The sequence below is a fragment of the Nocardia sp. NPDC059764 genome, assembly GCF_042732555.1.
Taxonomy (GTDB): domain Bacteria; phylum Actinomycetota; class Actinomycetes; order Mycobacteriales; family Mycobacteriaceae; genus Nocardia.
The window spans coordinates 43,116-62,146 of sequence record NZ_JBHWHH010000017.1 but is presented as its reverse complement, the minus strand read 5'-3'; the positions used below and the strand labels follow the sequence as shown (position 1 = coordinate 62,146).

At 69.6% G+C, this 19,031-nt stretch carries 15 protein-coding genes; 3 read left to right on the top strand and 12 right to left on the bottom strand.

What is annotated here, in order from left to right; translation table 11 throughout:
• Positions 1-13: 13 nt before the first annotated feature.
• The 11 genes from ACFV4K_RS06055 to ACFV4K_RS06005 form a co-directional block, all read right to left on the bottom strand.
• Positions 14-874: an amidohydrolase family protein gene (locus tag ACFV4K_RS06055; RefSeq protein WP_379272455.1), complete on the bottom strand. Its 861-nt coding sequence runs from the start codon at positions 872-874 to the stop codon at positions 14-16.
• An 80-nt stretch (positions 875-954) separates the two neighbouring features.
• Positions 955-2,130 carry a glycosyltransferase gene (locus ACFV4K_RS06050; RefSeq protein ID WP_379272454.1) on the bottom strand — a complete coding sequence of 392 codons (1,176 nt, stop codon included), beginning with the start codon at positions 2,128-2,130 and terminating at the stop codon, positions 955-957.
• Positions 2,131-2,143: 13 nt separating this feature from the next.
• Complete coding sequence (locus ACFV4K_RS06045) at positions 2,144-3,463, bottom strand: glutamate-1-semialdehyde 2,1-aminomutase (RefSeq protein WP_379272452.1); 1,320 nt, start codon at positions 3,461-3,463, stop codon at positions 2,144-2,146.
• Entirely contained in the window at positions 3,456-4,760 is a 1,305-nt protein-coding gene (locus ACFV4K_RS06040; protein WP_379272450.1) for a GNAT family N-acetyltransferase, read from the bottom strand. The genes ACFV4K_RS06045 and ACFV4K_RS06040 overlap by 8 nt, the downstream gene beginning before the upstream one ends.
• Complete coding sequence (locus ACFV4K_RS06035) at positions 4,757-6,085, bottom strand: glycosyl hydrolase family 28-related protein (protein ID WP_379272463.1); 1,329 nt, start codon at positions 6,083-6,085, stop codon at positions 4,757-4,759. Before ACFV4K_RS06035 ends, ACFV4K_RS06040 begins: the two co-directional genes overlap by 4 nt.
• Before the next feature lie 77 nt (positions 6,086-6,162).
• Positions 6,163-7,464, bottom strand: coding sequence for a Wzz/FepE/Etk N-terminal domain-containing protein (locus tag ACFV4K_RS06030; RefSeq protein WP_379272449.1), 1,302 nt, complete (start codon positions 7,462-7,464; stop codon positions 6,163-6,165).
• Entirely contained in the window at positions 7,455-8,831 is a 1,377-nt protein-coding gene (locus ACFV4K_RS06025; RefSeq protein ID WP_379272447.1) for a hypothetical protein, read from the bottom strand. The genes ACFV4K_RS06030 and ACFV4K_RS06025 overlap by 10 nt, the downstream gene beginning before the upstream one ends.
• Before the next feature lie 86 nt (positions 8,832-8,917).
• On the bottom strand, positions 8,918-9,922 hold the full coding sequence (locus tag ACFV4K_RS06020; RefSeq protein ID WP_379272446.1) for a glycosyltransferase: 1,005 nt from the start codon (positions 9,920-9,922) through the stop codon (positions 8,918-8,920).
• Positions 9,919-11,202 (bottom strand): oligosaccharide flippase family protein, encoded by a 1,284-nt coding sequence (locus tag ACFV4K_RS06015; protein ID WP_379272462.1) that lies wholly within the window; start codon positions 11,200-11,202, stop codon positions 9,919-9,921. Before ACFV4K_RS06015 ends, ACFV4K_RS06020 begins: the two co-directional genes overlap by 4 nt.
• A gap of 445 nt (positions 11,203-11,647) precedes the next feature.
• Entirely contained in the window at positions 11,648-12,838 is a 1,191-nt protein-coding gene (locus ACFV4K_RS06010; protein WP_379272445.1) for a glycosyltransferase family 4 protein, read from the bottom strand.
• Positions 12,835-13,896: a glycosyltransferase family 4 protein gene (locus ACFV4K_RS06005; protein ID WP_379272460.1), complete on the bottom strand. Its 1,062-nt coding sequence runs from the start codon at positions 13,894-13,896 to the stop codon at positions 12,835-12,837. The genes ACFV4K_RS06010 and ACFV4K_RS06005 overlap by 4 nt, the downstream gene beginning before the upstream one ends.
• A gap of 337 nt (positions 13,897-14,233) precedes the next feature.
• Between ACFV4K_RS06005 and ACFV4K_RS06000 the strand changes: the two genes are divergently transcribed.
• From ACFV4K_RS06000 to ACFV4K_RS05990, 3 genes are all read left to right on the top strand, one after another.
• Positions 14,234-15,841, top strand: coding sequence for a serine/threonine-protein kinase (locus tag ACFV4K_RS06000; protein ID WP_379272444.1), 1,608 nt, complete (start codon positions 14,234-14,236; stop codon positions 15,839-15,841).
• A 145-nt stretch (positions 15,842-15,986) separates the two neighbouring features.
• On the top strand, positions 15,987-17,378 hold the full coding sequence (locus ACFV4K_RS05995) for a polysaccharide pyruvyl transferase family protein (RefSeq protein WP_379272443.1): 1,392 nt from the start codon (positions 15,987-15,989) through the stop codon (positions 17,376-17,378).
• Entirely contained in the window at positions 17,375-18,214 is an 840-nt protein-coding gene (locus tag ACFV4K_RS05990) for a glycosyltransferase family 2 protein (RefSeq protein WP_379272442.1), read from the top strand. The genes ACFV4K_RS05995 and ACFV4K_RS05990 overlap by 4 nt, the downstream gene beginning before the upstream one ends.
• A gap of 95 nt (positions 18,215-18,309) precedes the next feature.
• On the opposite strand, the gene ACFV4K_RS05985 is transcribed toward ACFV4K_RS05990, so the two are convergent.
• Positions 18,310-18,936, bottom strand: coding sequence for an MspA family porin (locus tag ACFV4K_RS05985; RefSeq protein ID WP_379272441.1), 627 nt, complete (start codon positions 18,934-18,936; stop codon positions 18,310-18,312).
• Positions 18,937-19,031 lie beyond the last annotated feature (95 nt).

Here is a 19,031-nt window from a genome sequence, read left to right as displayed (position 1 = left end):
GTCGACTCCGGGTCTACTGCGGCCGGTAGGTGTCCAGGGCGTTGGTGCGGTAGAAGTACTCCGCCTCCTGCTCGGTGGCATCGGTGGTGACGGCCTGATCGATGGTGGTGACCAGCTCGGTGTAGGTCCCCGCCATCGAGTCCACCGGCATGTTGGAGGCGAACATCAGTCGCCGCCAGCCCCACAGCGCCACACTCGATTCCAGCCAGTACTCGACCGTCGGCCAGGACAGGTCCCGGCAGATCAGCCCGAACCCGGACAGTTTGCACAGCCACTGGGTCTCCTTGGCGGCCAGGGAGATCGCGTTGTGCCAGGCGGTGCGGGCCTCGGAGGACCGGCCCTGAGGGAAGCCCAGATGTTCGAGCACCACCCGCAGATCGGGGTAGCCGGCCAGGAAGTCGATCCAGTCCAGGATCTCGTCGGGCTGGGCGACCAGGTCGAAGACCGCGTCGTGCTCCTGCAGCCAGCCCGCGATGGTGTCGGCGGCGGGCGTGTTCGGCGACAGCCCGGCGAAGGCCCGGATGCCGCGCAGCCGCGGGGTGCGGGCCTGCTGGTCGAGGTGGTCGATCAGCTCGTCCTTGGGCAGGGTCGGGTCGATCCCGCCGACCAGGGCGAACGGCCGCGGGTCGGCGTCGGCGATGCCGTCGGCCCACCGGGTTTCGGCCAGATACGCGTGCGGCGCCGTGGTCGCGGACACGTGCACCAGCCCGTCCACCCGGATGTCGCCGAGGCCGCGATCGAAGTCGGCCGGTAGAAAGTTCTGCGCGATCTCGGGTTTTCCGGCATCGACGAACCTCGCCAAACTCGGGTACCAGGCGTGTGCGCTGGTGTCCCACAGGTGCATGTGGGCATCGACGAGGGGGACGGTGGGCATGTTCGCTACTCCTGGACCATGATGACGCCGCCGCTGACGCTATCGAGCGCGATGGCTGTTGCAGATCCATGAATAGTCGGTCAGCGGGAATTGCGCGACACAATGTCGGCGATTCGGGTGCGGAACGCCTCCGGGGAGAACGTCGCGGCATGCTTGCGGATGGTGTCGGCATGATAGGCGGCCGGGTCGAAATCGCGCATGGCGCGCGCGAATCCGTCGGTCACCTCCGCGTCGGTACCGGCCGGGATGTGCTCGCCGGAGATGCCGGGCACCACGGTATCCAGCGCGCCGCCCGCGCCGACCGCGAGCACCGGCGCACCGCAGGCCATGGCCTCCACCGGGACGATGCCGAAATCCTCCACGCCCGGCATGAGCAGCGCGCGGCAGCGCCGGTACATGTCGACCAGGACGTCGTCGGAGGCCGCGCCCAGGAAGGTGGTCTCCGGGCCCGCCATCGCCTCGGGCTGCTGGCGGTAGCGGCCGCCGCCGAGGATGACCAGCCGCACCCCGGCGCGCTGGGCGGCCGCGATGGCGAGGTCGGGTCGCTTGTAGGGCACCAGGCGGCCCGCGAAGAGGAAGAAGTCCTCGCGCTCGATACTCGGATCGGGGGCGAAACGGGCAACGCGCACGGGCGGATTCACCACCGACGCGGGCAGACCCCACCAGTCGCGGACCCGATCGGCGACCGCCTGGGAATTGGCGACCACGTGCGCGAGCCGGGGCGCGGCCCGTAGTTCGTTGCGCCGGGCCAGTGCGCCCAGTCCGGTCAGCGCGGCCTGCCCGGCCCGGCCGCCCGCCTCGCGGGCCCGGAACGCGCTGTCCCAGGCCCAGCGGGCCGGACTGTGCACGTAGGCGATGACCGGTGCGGTGGTGGCGAAGGCAGCCTGGGTCGCGAAGGCATGGTGGCTCACCACGACCGCGTCGTAGGCGTCTTCGAGGGGGAGGGTGCGAAAGGCCCTCGGCGCGAACGGGAGCAGCGGGGCGTGCGAGCGGCGTCCACTGGCAGCGTACGCGCGCGACAGCCAGGTGTCGCGCACCAGCTCGCTCGCCGGTGAGGACATGGCCCCTGGCCCACCGGAGGGAGTCTCCGGGCTCAGTCCCGCGGCCTCCAACAGCGTGCGCGTGCACCGCGGGTCGGTGATGGGCGCGAAAACCGGTGCGCCGGGCCAGGTCTTCATGAACTCCGCGACCACCGCCTCGGAGCCGCCGTATTCGGTGAAGCGTTCGTGGACCAGCGCGATTCGGGGTGCCGACATGAGAACTCCTCGATCAATCCGCGAGCCGGCGCGGTGCGGCCGTGCGCCGCAACGCCGGAGCCACCGGCCGCCCGGCGAGCAGCCCCGCGACCGTGCCCTGCTCGAGCGCCTTGCGGTAGGTCTTGGCCGCCGACTGGCAGGCGTCGACGGTGTGGTCGATATCGGCGTCGGTGTGGGCGGCCGAGTTCACGAACGACTGGCCCAGCACCCCGCGATCCAGCAGCTCCTGCAGGAACAGCGTCCGGAACGGCTGGGACGGAACGCCTTCCGGGTCGCGGGTGAGGAACACCAGGCACGACGACCGGCCCGCCACCTCCAGATGGTCGGCGATGCCCAGATCGGCGGCGATGGCGTTCACGCCGGCGGCCAGCCGGCGGCCGGATGCCTCCATGCGCGCCACCGGATCACCGTCGCGGTAGGCCTGGACGACGGCCCGGAAGGCCGCCAGCGACGCGGTTTCCGGCCCGTGCGTGGTGGACAGCAGGAACACCCGGTCCGCGTCGGTGCGCAGGCCGCCCAGTTCCATGTATTCGCGTTTCCCGGCCAGCGCCGAGAGCGGGAAGCCGTTGGCCATGGCCTTGCCCCAGCACGACAGGTCCGGCACCACGCCGTAGAGCTGTTGCGCCCCACCGGCCGACCAACGGAACCCGGTGATCATCTCGTCGAAGATCAGCAGGCAGCCGTACCCGTCGCACAGGGCGCGCACGCTTTCGAGGAAGCCCGGCGCGGGATCGGCCAGGGCCGTGGCCTGTTCGAGGATCACGCACGCGACGTCCTCGCCGCGCAGCACGGCTTCCAGCGATTCCAGGTCGTTGTACCGGAACTTCACGGTCGGAGCCGCCGGGATCCCCGCGTTCATCTCCGTCATTCCGATGAACCAGTCGTCCACCGAGAAGAACGGCTGATCGCAGATCGCGACCTTCTCCCGCCCGGTTGCCGCGCGCGCCAGCCGCACGGCCGCCGTGGTCGTGTCGGAGCCGTTCTTGGCGAACTTCACCATGTCCGCACCCGGCACCAGGCTCAGGAAGTCCTCGGCCGCCGCCAGTTCCAGTTCGGTGGGCCGCGAGAAGTTGACGCCGTCGGCGATGGTCCGCGCCACCGCCTCGACCACCGGCGCGAAGCCGTGGCCCAGGGTCACCGAGCGCAGGCCCATGCCGTATTCGACGTACTCGTTGCCGTCGGCGTCCCAGACCCTGGCGCCGTTGCCGCGCACCAGGATCGGGGCCATGTCCTCGGGATACTGGTCCGCGCCGCGGGCGTAGGTGTGCGCGCCGCCCGGCACCAGTTCGTGCAGGCGCGCCTGCATCGCCGTGCTGCGCCGGTAGTCACGCATGGTGATCACCCCCGGCGGTGATGGCCCACAGATCGTGGTCGCCGCGGTGTCCGTCGAGTCCGGTGTAACTGCGCATGGTTCCCTCCTTGTGCAGGCCCGCATCGGCGGCGACGGCGGCGGACGCGGTGTCTCCGGCCGCCACGGCCGTACTGACCCGGAACAGTCCGAGCCGGTCGAAGGCGTAGCCCAGCAGTGCCCGGGTGGCTGCCGTGCGCACGGCGTCGTCGGCGCGGGCGGGATCGGTCCACAACTGGATCCGGGCATTGCGATCGAACAGGTCGAGGTCGAACAGCCGGGCGGTGCCGGCGTAGGCGCCCGCGATGTCGAGGACGAACAGCAGACCGGCGGGGGAGCGGACACCCGCTGCGCTGAGGGCGATTTCGCGTAGCCACGCCGTTCCGCTGCTACCGATTCCGTCGGCAGCCACGGGTCCCGCGTTACGCACTGCCGCGGCCCGTATCGGGCCGTCGGCGGGCCGCGCGGAGCGAAGCACCATCCCGTCGTGACCGGGCAGCCGCAAGGTCACCGGCCGGGCGGGCACCAGCCGCTGCGCGGCCCGCCACACCTGCCCGGCGCGATAGCGGGCTTGGACGCCGAAAACCATTGCGGCGTCGGGCATTACCGGGTTGGGCAGAGCGTCTTCGGGCTTGCAGGGCGGCGCGGGCGGGGTGCGGTGTTCGAGGGTCCGTTCGGTCCACATCTCGGTGAACCCCTTGGGCGGGATCTCCGCCCGCGTCATCGACCACAGATCGTGATCGGCCCGCGCCCCGCCGACGTCGAAGTGCAGCCGCATCCGGCCCTCCCGCACGAACCCGATCTGCACCGCGCCACTGGTGGCGGCCGCGTTCCCCGGCGAGATGGGCGCGTTCACGCGCTCCAGACCGAGTGCGTCGAAGGCGAAGTCGAGGATCAGGCCCGCCGCGATGCCGCCGAAGCCGTGCCGCCCCAGCCGCGCGTCGATCCAGATGCCCATCTCGCCCTGCTTGGCCCGATCGTCGATATTGCCGATCTCCACCTGCCCGGCGAAGCGCCCGTCGATCTCGATCACAGTGGCCACGCGATGCCCGGTGCGGGCATTGGTGGCCGCCTCCAGACATTCACGCACCCAGGCCTTCTCGGTGTGTCGTTCGGCCCAGCGCAGCGGCGAGGTGTGCCAGAACGGTTCCAGGAAGGCGCGATCCCGCAGCCGGAGCGCCCGCCACTGCGGGAAGTCGGTGTAGCGCGGCAGCCGCAGCAGCAGGGTGCTGCCGTGTAGTCGCGCCGGTCCCAGGCGCAGTGCTGTCGGCTGCCCGCTCACGAGTGTGGCCGCTGCTTTCCCAGCGACGTGGTCTTGACCGCGCCGTCGGTCCCCACCGACATCCGCCAGTACACCCCGGCCGAATCCTTCAACACGATTCCCCCTTCGCTGCGATCGGAAAGATAAGCCCCACTGTTCAATACGGCCGACAGCACCGTGCCGTCGCGGTCCTGGACCTGGAAGATGTCGGTGCCGGGCTGGAAGGCCTGCGCCACCGTGGTTCCGGCGAAGCGCGCCCCGTGGATCGCCCCGCGCCCGATCACGTGCCAGCCGTCGGGGAAGGACTTGGGGTCCACGTCCTCGAACGACCCGGAGATCAGATTGATGGCGGTGCCCTCGGCCACGCCCTTGGGATCGACCCGCACCTCGATCGGCGGCGCGTCCAGATCCGGATCGAACTGCACATTGGCCAGATACGGCTGGCGGCAGCGGATCAGGTCCAGGCACACCTTGCGCGCGGCCACCTTGCAGTTGACCAGACCGAACTGGGCGGGCCCGCCGGCCGGGCCGCCGATGGCGAGCGCGGTGTCGGCCCCCTCGAACCACACATTGGTCAGCCACCAGTCATTGGCCGGGCCGTCGACGAACACGTGCTTGTCGGTGGTGCGGGGGTCGTTGTCGGAGACGAATTCCACATTGGCCATGGCCAATCCGGCATTGTGGTCGCCGCCGGTGCCCAGCACGCCGATGCGATTGTTGGTGAGCTTCGACGACGTCACATAGTTTTGGATGCAGGAGGTGACGATGCCGTAGCCGAAATTGTTGATGTCGGAGTTGATGACGGTGGTGCCGCCGGTATTGCGGTCCAGCACCAGCCCCCGCTGCTCCTGGAACCGGGGCGCGTTGTCGCTGAGGTGATTGCCGCGCAGCACCACCGAGTCGAAGGTGCAGCGGAAGCACTCCGACAGCCGCACGGCGGTCACCTTCGCGCCCGAGAAGTAGAAACCGAGGCGGGAGAAGCGGACTCGCTGCTTGCGCTGCAGCGCGATGAAGGTGTCATCGCCGTCGTAGTTGATGGTGGTGACATCCGCGCCGTCGCCCAGCACCGTCGCGTAGTCCGACAGTGCCGGGAAACGGGTGAGCACATATTGACCGGCCGGAATGTAGAGCACCAGCGGCCGTCCGCTCACCGCGGCGGCCTTCTCGAAAGCCTCGGTGTCGTCGGCCTTCCCGTCCCCGACCGCGCCGAAGTCCTTCACATTGCGGGCCGAGGGTTGATCGGTGACGTGCGGGGACCGGAACTCGGTGCCGTCCCCGGAATCCCCGCTCGAGCACGCCGCCGCCACCGGCAGGATGGCCGCGGCCCCCAGCCCGGCCATGAGCATGCGCCGGCGCCGCACGCCACTGCTGGTATTCGCCTCGCCGTCCGCGCCCGACTGGTCCGTCCCCCCGCCGCCCTCGATCACCGCTTCACCAGATCGAGGGGATGCCGGACCAGCTCGCCGACGCTCTTGTGCGGTCGCGAGAACACCACGGTCCCGATCATCCGCTTGTTGTCGAGGCCGAAGGTGGCCACCGCGCCGCGTACCTGATTGGAGGTGGTCTGACCGAGTTCGATGACGCCGATGGTGCCGTCACAGCGCCGCGCCAGCGCGATGGCGTCGGCCGCCGCGGTGACCGGCGCGCACTCCACGACGATGTGGTCGAACTCGCTGCGCAGCTTGGACATGATGTCGGCGAACCGCTCCGAGTCGAGCAGGTCGGGGGTGCGGAAATCCACGCCGCCCAGCGGCAGCACATTGATCCCCACCTCGGGCCAGGGCATGACGGCAGCCGAGGGATTCCCGTTGCTGCGCAACAGTTCCGAGAGCCCGGCCGCCGCGGCCGCGGGCGTGCGCCGGGTGGAGCCGTGCCCGGTGGTGTCGGCGTCGACCAGCACCACCCGCGCGCCGGTGTCGGCGAAGGTGCGGGCCAGGCCGATCGACACGTCCGGTTCCGAATGCGGGGAGAGCGAGGTCAGCAGCAGACTCACCAGTTCGGGATCCTCGGTGAGCCGGGTTCGCAGCCGCCGCAGCTCCCCGGCCGCGCCGGGCCGCCCGTCGTCCACGATGCCCAGGATCGGCACCGGGAGAAAGGCTTCCAGCTCGGTGGACGTGCGCACTCGCTTGTCGAGTTTGTCACGCACCACCGCCGCGCCCAGGCCCAGCATCAGCCCGGCCAGCACGCCGAGGATGTAGAAGCGCGTCTTCTGCGGGGCGCTGGGCTGGGTCGGGGTCTGCGCCTTGTCGATCACCTCGGCGCGGGCGGCGGGCGCGGCGTCGGTCTGGGTGACCTCGAGCCGCGAGACCAGCGCCCGGAACTGGGAGACCACCTCGTCGGCCAGGGTGCGCGCCCCGGCCGCGGTGGAGTCCTTCACCGTGATGACGATGATCGTGGTGGCCGGCGGCGAGACCGCGGAGATGCGACCGCGCAAGTCGTTCACCGACGCCTTCAGGCCCAGCTGGTCGTGGACGAAGGTGGCGACGGTGACGGAATTGGCCAGGTCGACATACGAGCGCACCCGCTGCTGCGCGGCCAGCCCGCCCTGATAGGAGTCGTTGACCGAGGTTCCGGTCGCCATGGACACGTACACCGTACTCGTCGCCGTGTACTCGGTCGGCAGGGTGCTCGCGTAGCCGTAGGCCGCCCCCGTGCAGATCACCACCGCGGCAACGATTATCGGCCAGCGCCGCCGAAGCAGTCGCCAGTAGTCGATCAAACCCATTGCGCTGTCCTCGTTTTCCCGGATGGAACGCCGGCCCCCGGCGGCTGCTCCACTCGTCTTCGGAATTCACCAACTACCAGATACGCCGTCCAGGCCAGCACCACGGCCTGCAGGTATTTGCCGAGCATCTCGACGGTGCCGAGGATGCCGCGCTCGAACAGCACCGGCACCTCGATCACCGACAAGCCGAGAATGGCCATGGCCAGGTACTTGCTGTACAGGGCCCGGATCCAGATCAGCAGCAGCACGAACGTGATGGTGACCCCCACCGCAACCCCGATGTAGCCGCCCAGCACATAGCCCTCGTTGATATTGCCCTCGGCCAGCGACACCTCCACCGTCGACATGTCCACCGACCCGCCGCGCACCTGCTCGGCCCAGGCCGCGCCGGAGCGGAACTTCTCCGCGCCCAGCAGCTGGGTGGGGATGAGACTCTGGAAGGCGTGCACCGCCACCTGCTGCGGCGTGAGCCACGAGTGGGGGCCCGCGAACCAGGCGTCGGTGGCGGCCTCGAGCAGATCGAAGCGGCGCAGCATGCTCAGGAACGGGTGCACCACCGTCGGATACTGCGCATCCACTTGCGCCGCTTCGGCTTTGGCGGCGGAATCGGTCTTGAGCGACTGTAGCCAGCCGAACCCGCCCAGCGCCAGGGCGATGATGCTCAGCACGCCGATCACAGTGCGGCGGGTCCAGCCGGTCATGGCGAAGCGCACGGCGATGGCCAGGGCCGCGCCCATGATCGGCGTCTTGGACTGCACGGTCGCGGTCCACAGCAGTTCACCGCCGACGAGCGCGCCGACCACCAGCAGTGTGGTGCGACCGGAGCCGCTGCGGAAGAACACGATCAGGCCGACCGCGCCCAGGGTGGCCAGAATGGTGACCAGGTTGATCAGCGGGTTGGGGCTCTCCAGTTCACCGGCCTTGCCGGTGGAGCCGGTGGCGTAGGCGGCCAGCCGGCCCAGGGTGCCGATGCCGTAGAGCAGGAACAGGGTCTGGGTGAAGACCGGGTCGCCCGCGAAAGGCGCTGTGCGCGGCGGGTTCCGCGGCGGCCGCGACCGCACCCACAGGACGTAGGCGATGATCAGGCCCGCGTAGAACCACAGGCCGAAGATCACCGGCTGTAGCACCGCGGCGATGCCGTCGTCATAGCCGTACTCGTACAGCCGCGGATCGGGCACATTGTCGCCGAAGCCAGGCACGGGTTTGACCCACAGCAGCACCACCGGCCGCGCGATGAACGACAGCGACCAGTGCGCGGTCTGCGCGATGAGGAACACCCGGGCCACCCCGGGCAGGAACATCGCGGCCACGACGATTGTCGCCAGCGCGGCGGCGACCAGGAATACGGCGAACTGAGCGGAGGCCATCACTCTCCCATCACCCCCTTATGTCGCCGGGCGTGCCACGTCGTTACCCGCTTGCGGGAAGGTCTTTTTCGCCGAGACCGCGCGGTTCATACCAGGGCGTCGACGATCTCGCGGGCGCGGTCGGCGTAGCTGTGCGCGCCCGAGATGATCCGGTGGTGCCCGGCCTCGGCGACCTTGGCGGCCTGCTCGGGGTACTTGGTGCAGCGGCGCAGGATCTCGCGCAGTTCGGCGGGGCCGGAGAACAGGTAGCACTCGGCGTCGTCCTGGAGCAGTTCGGCGTGCTCGTCGGTGCGCTCGCCGACGAAAAGCCCACCGGCGGCGGGAACTTCGAAGGTGCGGCAGGTATGGGTGTCGCGGTTGTCGGAGTTCAGCAGCACCAGGTTCGCGGTGACCGCCGCGACGGCCGCTGAGAAGTGCTCGCCGTAGACCGCGCCGCCGACGTCCGCGCCGGTCTGCCACAGTGCGCGCACCCGTCGCCAGCCGGGGCCGCGCAGCAGCATGTCCCCGTGATGTTCGCGGGCCAGGGATACCAGGAGGCCTTCACGATCGGGCCGGACCGCGCCGATGAAGCCGAGCAAATATGGACGCACGGTGCGGCGGGCGGTGATGTGGTGCAGCGCCGGATCATAAGCACTACGAACGAATTTCACGTTCTGCGCGCCGCGCGCGGTGAGCTCGGGGACGTTGTGCCATTTGGTGGTGACGATGAGGTCCCATTCGGCCTCGTGTGTCAGGTACTCCGGGCTGGTGTTGTACGGATTGGAGACGTCGTCGGGGCTGTAGTGCACATGCAGGCCGGCGCGGGCCGTGAGCAGCCGCTGCTGATCCAGGTGCACGGACTTGAACGCGAACAGCATGTCCGGCGCGAATGCCTGTGCGGCGCTGTCGATCTCGCGGTGCAGGGCCTCGACATCCCAGGGGGCGCGGCGGTGCGCGAACTTCGAGTACACCCACGGCGGCGACAGCCGTGCGGGCAGCGTCACCGCGGTGGTGTCGATGACGACCACCTCGTGTCCGGCCTGCCGGAATCCGTCGGCGAGCGAGCGCGCGTTGCTGCCCACCCAGTCATCCCCGACGAAGAGCACCTTCACGCCACATCCCCCTTGGTCAGCAATGCGGTGGCCGGTTCGATCGGCCCGTCCCGCCGGGTCCGTTCCCGGACCATGAGCCAGCGCACCCGGATGATGTACCACAGCGCGACACCGAATTCCGCGGAAACGGTGCCATAGACCAGGCTCCATACCGAGCCGGTCCGCATGGCCACCACCAAGGCCGTCGCCGCGACGCAGGTGCCGATGATCGCGCCGATCAGCACGCCCATGGTGTCTTCCTTGACCGGCAGCACCGCGGTGGTCACATACGAGGTGATGGTGGTGGCGGGCAGAATGAGGATCTCCACGCGCAGCAGCGAGATCGCGCCGGTGAAGTCGTCGGTGTAGATCAGGTGGATCAGGGTCGGCGCCATGATCCAGACCGCGACCACCGCCAGGCAGGCCAGGGTCACGCAGCCGACGATCATCTGAATCTGATTGCGCCAGAACTGATCGTCGCCGCTGCGCCGGGCCATGCGCGGCAGCAGGGCGAAACCGATCGGGTCCAGGGTGGACTGGATGGCGCGGACCAAGCGGTCGCCCGCGGAGTACAGGCCCAGCGAGGCCGCCTCGAGCACCGCGCCGTAGACGGCGGCCGACCCCTGGCCGTAACCGGTGACCAGTAGCCGGGAGGTGAAAATCGGTGCGGCCATGCGCAGTACGGCCTTCACGCCATAGGGCCGGGCGGGCGGGCCGAACCTGCGGAAGGAATCCCACCAGGTCAGCGACACGGTGGCGATCGAGGAGATGAGCAGGCACAGCACGGCCATGGATGCGCTCGGGAAGCGGGGTAGCAGCCCGACCAGCAGTGCCAGATAGCCGATGCGCCCCACGCCCTGATACATGGTGGAGGTCCCGAACCTGCCCTGGCCGATCAGCAGCCAGTCCTCCGACACCGACCAGAAGCCGCCGGCGAACAGCCCCAGCAGCACCATGTGCAGTTTGGGGGAGACCCCGACGGTCATGGTGGCCAGCAGGGCCGCGCCGATGAGGGTCAGGGTGGTGGCCCGGATGGCGAGATAGGTGCCACGCAGCCGGTTCACTTCGCGGTGGCCCGGATCGTCCTCGGGGACCTTGGCGGCCAGGAACGAGGTGACGCCGAGGTCGACCACCAGGGAGCCGATGAAGTACGAGGACATGCCGATGGCCAGCAGGCCGGTGCCATGCGGGCCGAGCATGCGGGCCAGCAGCGGGACGGTGACCAGGGTGATGACGTATTGGCCGTACTTGCCGAAGGTCACCAGGCCGATGTCGCGGATGATCCCGCCGATGCCGCCCAGGCCTGAGGACGGTTGTTTGCGGTGTTTACCGGTGTCGGCGGAATGATCTGCGACGAAATCGGATTCGCCGTCGGCGGGGCGGTACGCGCCCGACGCGTCGCGCTGCGGGACGATGACGGGCAGCCGGACGGTCGGCGGTTCGATGGGGTCGCCATAGAAGGTGGGGAGCACCGGTCCCCGGGAGGGGGCCGCGTAGCGGGCGGCGCGAGTCTCCTCGAACGATGGACGGCCGAACGCGGGCCCGCGGTCGAATCCGGCCGGGTGGGCGGGCCGGTGCGCGGCCGGGCCGTGGTCGCGGCGTGATTCGTCGTGTTCGAAGGCGGTGGCCTGCTGGTCGACTTCGGGGATGCGGTGCCGCAGGTGGCGGCGTTGCCGCAACTTGCCCAGCGTGCCGAGGCTCTCCATCTGCACGGTGGGCGGGTCGTAGGGGAACGGGTCGGTCGGATCATCCACGACGCCACCGCTTTCCGGGCAAACCGGTCAGGAAATCGGTGACGGTCCGGCCCGAGGCGGCCACGTCGAAGTCCCGCGCGCGCAGTCGCGCGGCGTCGGCCAGTTTGGTGCGCAGTTCCTGATCGGCGATCAGGCGGTTCAGGGCGCGGGTGAGTTCGGCGCGGTTCCCGGCGGTCACCAGCAGGCCGTTCACGCCCGGGTCGACGATCTCCTCCGGGCCGCCCGGCCGGGTCGCGATGACGGCGCAGCCCGCCCGCATGCCCTCGACCACGACCTGCCCGAACGGTTCGGGCAGCACCGAGCAGTGCACGAGGATATCGGCGTGGCGCAGATAGGATTCCGGGTCGTCCACATGGCCGGTGAAGGTCACCGGGAGGCCGAGGGCGGTGGCGTGCACCTCGAGTTCGGCGCGGTAGGACTGCTCGCCGAAGAAGGTGCCGCCGACCAGGAACACCTCGCGCGGCAGGGTTTTCGCGTCGGCGAGGGCACGCAGGAACAGGTCCTGGCCCTTCCACGGGGCGAGACGGCCGACCACGGCGATGACGGTCTCGGTGGCGGGACGCTGACCCTGCGGGCGGGCGTCGCCGAGGATCCCCGAATCGGCCCCGGACTCCGCTGATTCGTCACCGGCCGGGAATTCGACGCCCGGGTAGGCGACCACGGCCCGGCGTCGCCAGGTGTGGAGCGAGGCGAGAGTGCCGCGGCTGTTGGCGATGACGCCGCGGGCCACCACCCAGCCCAGCACCCGGATGATCAGCGCCAGCGCGCGGCCGAAGTAGTCGCGGGAAACCCGGTCGTGCACATGCCATACCAGCGGCACCCCGGCCCGGCGCGCGGCCACCGCGCCCATGAGCATCGCCTTGGTGCTGCCCGCGACCAGAACCGTGGCGTCCAGTTCGCGCACGGTTACGCCCAGGGTCCAGCCCAGCCGCAGCAGGCCCGTCGCGCCGACCAGCAGGCTGCGGACCCCGGCCTTGTCGATGGTCATGGCGCGGGAGTCGAAACCATTGCGCACGACGCGGGTTTCGATACCGCGCTCGGCCATCAGCCGCAGCATCGGGCCGTCCTCGGTGTACACCACGGCGGTGCGACCGGCCGGCATGGCCGAGACCAGGCGCAGGGTCGCCAGTTCGGCCCCGGAGGGGGCCGCGGTGTGTGCCAGGAACACGGCCTTCAGGGTCATCGCGCGGTGAGCTCCGCATACAGGTCACGGTGTCGCCGGGCCGCGACGGCCCAGGAGAACGTCTCCGCATGGGCGCGACACTGTTTCGGGTCCGGCCGCACCCCGTCCAGGGCCGCGACCAGCCGGGCCGCGAGCGCTTCGGCATCGCCCGGCGGAACGATGAGCGAGGGATCGAGCTCCCGGACCGAGTCCGGCAGGCCGCCGCAGTCGGAGACGACGGGCGGGCGTCCGGCGGCGAGGGATTCGAGGGCGATGAGGCCGAAGCCCTCCAGGGCCAGTGACGGCACCACGGTGAGATCGGCCCGGGTGTAGAGGTCGGTGAGCTCCGCGTCCGACACCGTGCCGGTGAACCGGACGGGGGAGTGCGTCGCGTCGACGAACCGGCTCGCCGCCAGTTCCCGCAATTCGGTCTCGGCCGTACCGGTTCCGACGATCACCAGCCGCGCGTCCGGATGCCGGGTGGCGACCGCGGACCAGGCGCGGAGCAGGACGTCGATGCCCATGCGCTTCTCCAGCCGCCGCACGCACAGCACGATCCCGGAGTTCGCGTCCGGCTCGGTGGCGGTGAAGCGGTCCAGATCGACGCCCGGCGGAATCACCCGGACCTTGTCCGCCCGGATGCCGTAGTCGCCGATCAGCAAACGCCGGAAATGGTCGGACAGCACGATGAATCGGTCGGCGCGGGCGTACCGCACACGCTCCACGAGGTACTTGGCCCGGACCGCGCGCGGGCCCTCGCCCGCCATGCGGCTCTCGGCGGCCCACGGTCCGTGGAAATGGACCACCAGCGGGTTCCGCACCGCCGCCGGACCGTACAGGCAGAAGTGCCGGTCGATCACGGTGTCGCGGGTGAGCGCGTCCCGATCCAGGAAGGCGGTGCGACCGCGATCGAGGGTGGAGCCGCCCGTCGGTCCCCAGGAGCCCGCCCCGGCCGGGGATTCGCCGAAAGCTTTTGCGCTGAGCGCTATTCCGCTGTCGCGGGCGAGTGCCTCGTAGAGATCGGTGAAGTACCGATTCAGTCCCCCGTGAGCGGCCGTGAACCACTCCGACCCCGTCATGAACACCCGAATGGGCCGTGTCACAACCCTCACCCCCGGGTCCGTCACCCGTATTCGGACCGACATCCCGATCCGAACGCCCTTGCAGCGCAAGTGTATGCCAATCCGAGGGTGGAGGAGGGTTAACGAACGGCAATCATGCGACTGGCCAGTCCGTATGGCGAGAAAGATCATGTCGCGCCGGAGCGGGCCGGGACGAATTCCGAATTATGTTGTGACACAGAATAAGCAATTCGCTTCCATCCGGAAGAGCGTCCCGGGTGATTAACGCTCGCGTCGCCGAACGGGATCTGGGTTACGGTGATCGGCGGGAATGATGTGGTCGGAGAGGCAGGCTGTGGGGCGCACACTCGCGCAAGGGCAGGTATTCGCGGGGTACACCATCGAACGGCTGCTCGGCGTCGGCGGAATGGGCGAGGTGTACCTCGCCAGGGACCGCGATCTGCCCCGATCGGTCGCACTGAAACTGCTGGCCGCGGGCAAGGCCGACGATCCCGAGGTCCGGGCCCGCTTCCTGCGGGAAGCCGATACCGCCGCGCGGCTGTCGCATCCGAACATCGTCGCGGTGTACGCGCGCGGCAACGACGACCACCGGCTCTGGATGGCCATGCAGTACGTCGAGGGCACCGACGCGGCGGCCATCCTGCGCGACGGCCCGGTGCGGCCCGACCATGCGGTGCGGATCATCGGCGAGACCGCGCGGGCGCTGGACCACGCGCATCGATCGGGAGTGCTGCACCGCGACGTGAAACCGGCCAACATCCTGCTGGCCTGGGGGACCGAACAGCAGGTCTTCCTGGCCGATTTCGGGATCGCCAAGGCGGTCGACCACACCAGTACCCTCACTCGCACCGGTGAGATGTACGCCAGCTTCCAGTACGCCGCCCCCGAACAGTTCGAGCTGCGCGGCGACACCGACCACCGCGCCGACGTGTACGCGTTGGGCTGCACGCTGTTCCACATGCTCACCGGACAGCTGCCGTATCCGGGGGAGAGCACCGCGCAGCTGGTCGCGGCCCACCTGGGCGCGCCGATCCCCCGGCCGAGCCAGGTGCACGGCACCGTGCCCCCGGCCTTCGACGCGGTCATCGAACGCGCGCTGGCGAAGAACCGCGACCACCGCTTCGGCAGCTGCGGTGAACTGGCCGCCGCGGCCGAGGCGGCGCTGACCGCCACCAACACGGCGCACGGGCCGTGGGTGCGGCAGGAGGTTCCCGTCACTTTCACCGGGGCGACGACCCAGCCCAGCCCGATCGGACAGCCCGGTTCGACGCGGGAGCGGTTCGAGCAGATGCCGACCCAGCTCGGTGCGCGGTCGGGACCGCGCTATCCGATCGTGGGCGGCAGTGGACCGCACCAATTGGATGGCGCCCCACATCGGTTCGCGACGGGTGCGCCCGCCGCGCCCGCTTCGAGTCGCGGTCGCAAGCGGCTGATCGCGGCCTTCGCCGTCGCGCTCGCGGTGGCGGGTGGCGTCGGCATCGGATTCGGCACCGGCGCGTTCCGTTCCGTGGCCACCGGCGGTGGCAGCTCGATCGGTCAGACGCCGGTGCCCGCGGCCGCGTCCAAGGAGGCCGCGGTCCAAGCCGCCTGTGACTACGGCAAGCTCATGAGCTCCTACGACTACAGCAATGGCGACGGCTGGCAGGCCACGGTGATCGCGGGCGCGACCGGCCAGTGGAAGTCGCAGGCCCAGTCGCTGTTGCCGACCATCCGGCTGCTGCTCGAGAACGACGCCGAGCACACCTGGTCCGACACCGCGGCGTGCACGGTGACCTCCGGCGGCGGAACCCATTACGAGCTGGCGGTGGACATCACCGAGCTGACCGCAGCCACCAAGAACACCCCCGACAAGGCCAAGCACCAGAACATCACCATGTCGATGGATTACGTGGACGGAAAGTGGCTGTGCGGCAAGTGGGTCAGCCCCCTGTTTCCGAGCTGACCTAGATGGTCGTGCGCCCAGTTATGATCTTGCGGGCGAATCGATTTCGCGTTGCGTGGGCCCTGCGTTCGTGTAGCGCGAAGGACTGGTCGTGCGATAGATTCGCACCGGATTCGTGCTCGGAACGGGCGTCGGAAGGAATCGCGTGGGGAACTCTGGCGCGGGGGATGGTGCCGGGACGTTGAAGGTGCTCGTGGACAACGGCGAGTACTGGCTCCGCAATCGCGGTGACATCGCCATGATGGTGATGACCGTGGAACGACTGCGGGAACACTGGCCGCACGCCCGCATCGGCATGCTGACCGACGAGCCGCACATCCTGCGCGGGGTGCTGCCGCAGGCCGAGCCGGTGGTGGCGCACGCGGGCGGGTCGTGGGGGCGCGACGGGCTCGCGGGACGGCTCGAGGAGACCGCCGGAGTGCACGTGCTCGGCCCGGCGGCGCTGCGCTGGCGATCGGCCACCGAGGTGCCCAAACACTATCTGCGCGGCGTGAAGAACTGGGCGCGCAAGGAAGTTCACGCGCTCGCCACCGGAGCGCCCGAGCCCGAACCGACCAGCATTCCGGAACTGCCGCCGGTGCCGGCCGCGCTGGCCGGGGCGGACCTGGTCATCGCCCAGGGCGGCGGCTATATGACCGATGTCGACCTGTATCAGGCGCATCGCACCCTCAACCTGCTCGAAGCCGCGCAGCGCCAGGGCATTCCGAACGTCATGATCGGGCAGGGGCTGGGCCCCATGCGCGACGCCGACCTGCTGCGCCGCGCGGCCGAGGTGCTGCCGGGGGCGGATCTCATCGCCCTGCGCGAGGGGCGGCGCGGGCCCAAACTGCTGGCCGAGCTCGGCGTGCCCGAGGACAAGATCCTGGTCACCGGCGATGACGCGGTGGAGTTCTCCTACCGGCTGCGCCGCCCGGGCATCGGCACCGATCTGGGCCTGTGCCTGCGCATCTCGGACTACTCCAAGGTGACCGACTCGGCCCGCGACACTCTCGGCGAGGTGCTGCGCCGCGAGGCCGCCGCCCTGAACACCGCGCTGGCCCCGCTCATCATCTCCGAATACGACGACGAGGACCGCCGCCACACGCTGCCGCTGCTCGAGGGCGCCGCCCGCACCCGGCCCGTCATCGGCCGCGCGGGCACCGCCCAGGACGTGGCGCGACAGGTCTCGCGGTGCCGGGTCCTGGTGACCAGCGCCTACCACCTGGCGGTTTTCGCGCTCTCCCAGGGTATTCCGGCCGTGGCTGTAACGGCCTCACAGTACTACGACGACAAATTCTATGGGTTGGCCGACATGTTCGACGCCGATACCGCCGCCGGACTGCGCATCGTGCACCTGGACGTGGATAATCTCGACGCCGAGTTGACACGTGCGATTCGCCAATTGTGGGAGTCCGCTCCGGAGCTGCGGGATACCCTGCAGCAGAAGGCAGTTGAGCAGATCGACGCCGGCCGTGCGGGCCTGGATCGGGTGTTCCGGCTCGTGGCGGGAGGTGAGGGCTCACCCGGCGAACCGGCCGAACCAGTTCAGGGGGAATGATGAAGAACCTTTCGGTGTGCGTCCCGGCCTACAATTCCGGCCGCACCCTGGAGACCACGCTGCGCTCGATTCTGGACCAGGACACCGACATCGAGGTCCTCGTCCTGGACAATGCCAGCACCGACGACACCGGCGCCGTCGCGAAATCCTTCGACGACCCGCGGGTGGTCATCCACCGCAATCAGGAAACCCTGCCCATCGGCGAGAACTGGAACAAAGCCGTCTCGCTGACCTCGGGCCGCTTCGTCAAGGTCGTCTGCGCCGACGACATCCTGCTGCCCGGCTCGCTGGACAAGCAGCTGGAGATCATGGGCGACAACGGCATCGCCATCTGCTCCTCGAAATTCCAGGTCATCGACGAGAACGGCCGCGTCGAGGAGAGCGATCTGGGTCTGCCCGATCTGCTGGGCCGCCGCGACGCCCGCGCCCTCATGCGCACCATCGTGCACCGTGGCCCCGCCGACTTCGGGCCCACCGCCGCGGCCGTGTTCCGCCGTCAGGACTTCGACCGGGTCGGCGGCTTCCGCGGCGACCTGGTCTTCCCCATGGACGTGGACCTGTTCGCCCGCGTCTGCGCCTTCGGCGACTTCTTCGGCATGCCGGAAATCCTGGCGGCCTGGCGCAATTCGAGCTTCAACCTGTGCAGCCGGACTTCGACGGTCAGCAAGCTCACCGAGATGCTGCGCTTCCACCACCGGATGGGGTCGGAATACCCGGAATACGTGGGCCGTGGCGCGGTGCTCGGCGGGGACTGGCGGCTGGCCCGCGCCGCCGCCGAACGCGTTCGTGTGCGCACTGTCGCGACTGCGCTGCGCCGCCCTGATCTCCTGCACTGAGCGGGGCGAGGTGCGCGGACAACGCTGCGCCGCACCATGTTCCGATCCGCGGGCCCGGGCGGTCGCGAAGCGCGAGACCGCCCGGACCCGGGGAATCAGATGCGGGCCGGCGGGCCGTAGGCCACCACGGTGTCGCCGGCGCTGCTGATCAAGCGCACGAACGGGCGGATGGTGGTGGTGCCCAGCACGCCGGTCACGGTGCCGTGGAAGCCGGACATCATGATGCAGCCGTCGGACCCGGAGACATCGCCGCCCGCCACGTCGACCGACTGGATGCCCGGGCCGAAACCGACATCGAGCTGCACGCCCAGCGTCGGGATCAGGTTGTAGATGTCGACCTTGGGGCCGTCCCCGCCGATCTCGAGTTCGAGGCCCGGGGTCTGGTACTGGAACGAGATCTTGCCCGACAGGGTGGCCGGGTAACCCACCTGGTAGCCCATGGTGAGGTGGCCGCTCCACGGATCGCCGGAGGGCAGGGCCACCTTGAAACAGGCCTTGCCGCTGTGGAACCACTCGCGGGTCAGCGGATTGCCGTCGAGGGGCGGCACGAAATCGATACGGGTGTCCACCGACAGGGCCTCGACGGTCCGGCCCTGCTGATCGACGACGGAATTGTTGCCGTCGATGGCGGCATCGGACGCGCCGCCGCTCAGGACGACGCCGATGGTGCTCGCGACCGCCACGGCCGCGGTGCGCGAAAGCACGGACTTGGTGTTGCGCATGATACTTCCCATTCCCTCATCAGGTATTGCTGCGTAATTACATACGCTCGCTTGATGATTCCCCTGTGCACTCAGGGCACGGGTGAACGTCCACC